The following is a 2,232-nucleotide window of genomic DNA, read 5'->3' as shown; positions in this document are numbered from 1 at the left end:
GCCTTCGGATCGAATACCCGGCCGTCGAACAGCCGCGCCTCGGCCGGTCCGGCGGCGTCGGCGAAGGCCAGGGCCGGCTCCAGAATCGGTCCCAGCGACAGGGCCGCCTCGCGATAGAGGTCGGGGCGATAGACCCGATCGACCAGCGCCTGCAGGTCGTGCTCGGCGCCGATCTGCCCCCAGCGGGTCATTTGCGACAGGAACCAGAGGCCGTGCTCGCGGCGCGGCAGCCCCGCCGCGTCGCGGTGGAAGACGATCTCGCTCTCCAGCGCACGGCCGATCGCGGCCGGCGCCGCGCCGATGCGGTCGGGCCGCGCCAACAGTTCGATCAGCGTCTCGCGGTTCTCGGCCTCGTCGGCCCAGGCCGCGGCGCGCATCACCGCCCGCAGGCAGGCGCGTAGCTCGTCGGGCCGCTGGGTCGCGAGCTCGGTCGTGACGCCCAGCACCTTGTCGGGACCGCCGGGCCAGAATTGCGAGGCGGCGATCAGGATCCGGCCCACGCCGCCGGTCTCGGCCACGACGTTCCAGGGCGCGCCGACGCAGAACCCGTCGATGGCGCCCGCCCGCATCTGCTCGACCATGCGCGGCGGTGGAATGACCACCAGGCGCACGTCGCGATCCGGATCGATCCCGCCCTGCGCCAGCCAGTAGCGCAGCAGGTAGTTATGCATCGAATAGGGGAAGACCACGGCGAAGGTCAGCGGCCCCTGCCCGCGCGCGCGCCGGTTCGCGATCACCTTGGCGAGCGGCGCGGCGGTCACCGGCGTTCGCGCCAGAGCATCCGGATCGACCGCGCGGATCGCCTCGGCCAAGGCGATCGACACCGTGACGGCGCTGCCGTTCTGGTTCAGGGCCATGGGCGCCAGGATCGCGCCCTCGCCTCCCGCGCCGGTCGACATCGTCGCCGCCAGGGCCATCGGGGCCAGCATGTGGGCGCCGTCCAGCAAGCCGACGGCGACCTTGTCGCGAATCGTGGCCCACGAAGCTTCGCGGACCAGCTCGACGTTCAGCCCCTCCTCCTCGAAGAAGCCCAGGGCTTGGGCGGCGGCCAGGGGCGCGCAATCGGTCAGCGGAATGAAGCCGAGACGCAAATCGGAAAGGCCGCTCACGCGCCGTCCCCCTTCAACACTCCGGCGAAGGCCAGCAGGTCGGCGGCGACGGCGCCGATGGGCTTGCCCCGGTCCATGGCCAGCTTGCGTAGCAGGCGATAGGCGCCGTCTTCGTCCAGGCCGCGCTCCTTCATCAGCAGGCCCTTGGCCCGCTCGACGGTCTTGCGCGATTCCAGGTCGGCCTTAGCCTTGGCCAAGTCACCGCGCAGCTGCTGGGTCAGGGCGAAGCGGCTGATGGCCACGTCGAGGATCGAGCGCACGCGATTGGGCGCCAGGCCGTCGACGACATAGGCGGCGACCCCGGCCCGCACGGCCTGCTCGGCCAGGCCTGGCTCGGAGCGGTCGACGAACATCACCACCGGGTGGCCCTGGCTGGACTCCTGCAGGCTGTCCAGCGTGTCGCGGTCGGGACTTTCGGCGGCGATCACCACCACGTCCGGCGCGAAGGCCATGACCTCGGCCTCGTCGTAGACCGCCGAACGACGGACCTCGAGCGGTTGCACGCCCTCCAGCCCTTGGGCCACGAGCGCGGCGCGCGCGGTATCTGGATCAATGACAAGCACCCGCATCGCGTTCGTCCTACGCAGAGCGGCGCGATGGGCGGGGAACTTTCCCCCGCCAGGGGCGCCCGCTCTGAAGATTGCGCAGAAACCAGGCGCCGGCGACCATTCCTTGAGCGAAACGGCAAGCCCTGCCCGAGAGCGAACGGCGATGGCGCTAGACTGCCGCGCCCGCCGCCGGACCGGCAAGACCTTGCCGCTAGAAACGCCCGATCGGCGCCCAGCGCCATCGGAACGTGCAGAAACGGCGATCGACCTTGCGTTGTCCTGTCGGCTCGCGCCAGATCCGGCGATACGAGATGAAGCGGAGCCTGTCATGTCCCTCTACCTGCTCGCCCTGTTGATCGGCGTGGTCGCCGGCCTGCGCGCCATGACCGCGCCCGCTGCGGTCGCCTGGGCCGCGCGCCTGGGCTGGTTGCCGTTGGCCGGATTTCCGCTGGCCTGGCTGGGCGGCGCGATCCCCGTCCTGGCCTTGACCGCCTTGGCGGTGCTGGAATTGGTCGCCGACCAGTTGCCCAAGACCCCCAGCCGCAAGGTTCCCGTCCAGTTCGTCACACGTGTCC

The 2,232-nt window shown here is 71.0% G+C and carries 3 protein-coding genes; 1 reads left to right on the top strand and 2 read right to left on the bottom strand.

What is annotated here, in order from left to right; translation table 11 throughout:
* The coding region (locus AC1DSO_RS24650; protein WP_477071312.1) for a CmpA/NrtA family ABC transporter substrate-binding protein at positions 1–1,109 on the bottom strand (1,109 nt) is incomplete at its 3' end.
* On the bottom strand, positions 1,106–1,678 hold the full coding sequence (locus AC1DSO_RS24645) for an ANTAR domain-containing response regulator (protein WP_477071311.1): 573 nt from the start codon (positions 1,676–1,678) through the stop codon (positions 1,106–1,108). The genes AC1DSO_RS24650 and AC1DSO_RS24645, both read right to left, overlap by 4 nt.
* Before the next feature lie 307 nt (positions 1,679–1,985).
* Here AC1DSO_RS24645 and AC1DSO_RS24640 point away from each other — a divergent pair.
* Positions 1,986–2,232 (top strand): DUF4126 family protein (locus tag AC1DSO_RS24640; protein WP_477071310.1); only part of this gene is annotated, 247 nt, incomplete at its 3' end.

The organism is Caulobacter sp. P4_E5 (assembly GCF_056401555.1).
The sequence above is the reverse complement of the archived record's forward strand: the minus strand, read 5'-3'. Positions and strand labels throughout refer to the sequence as shown.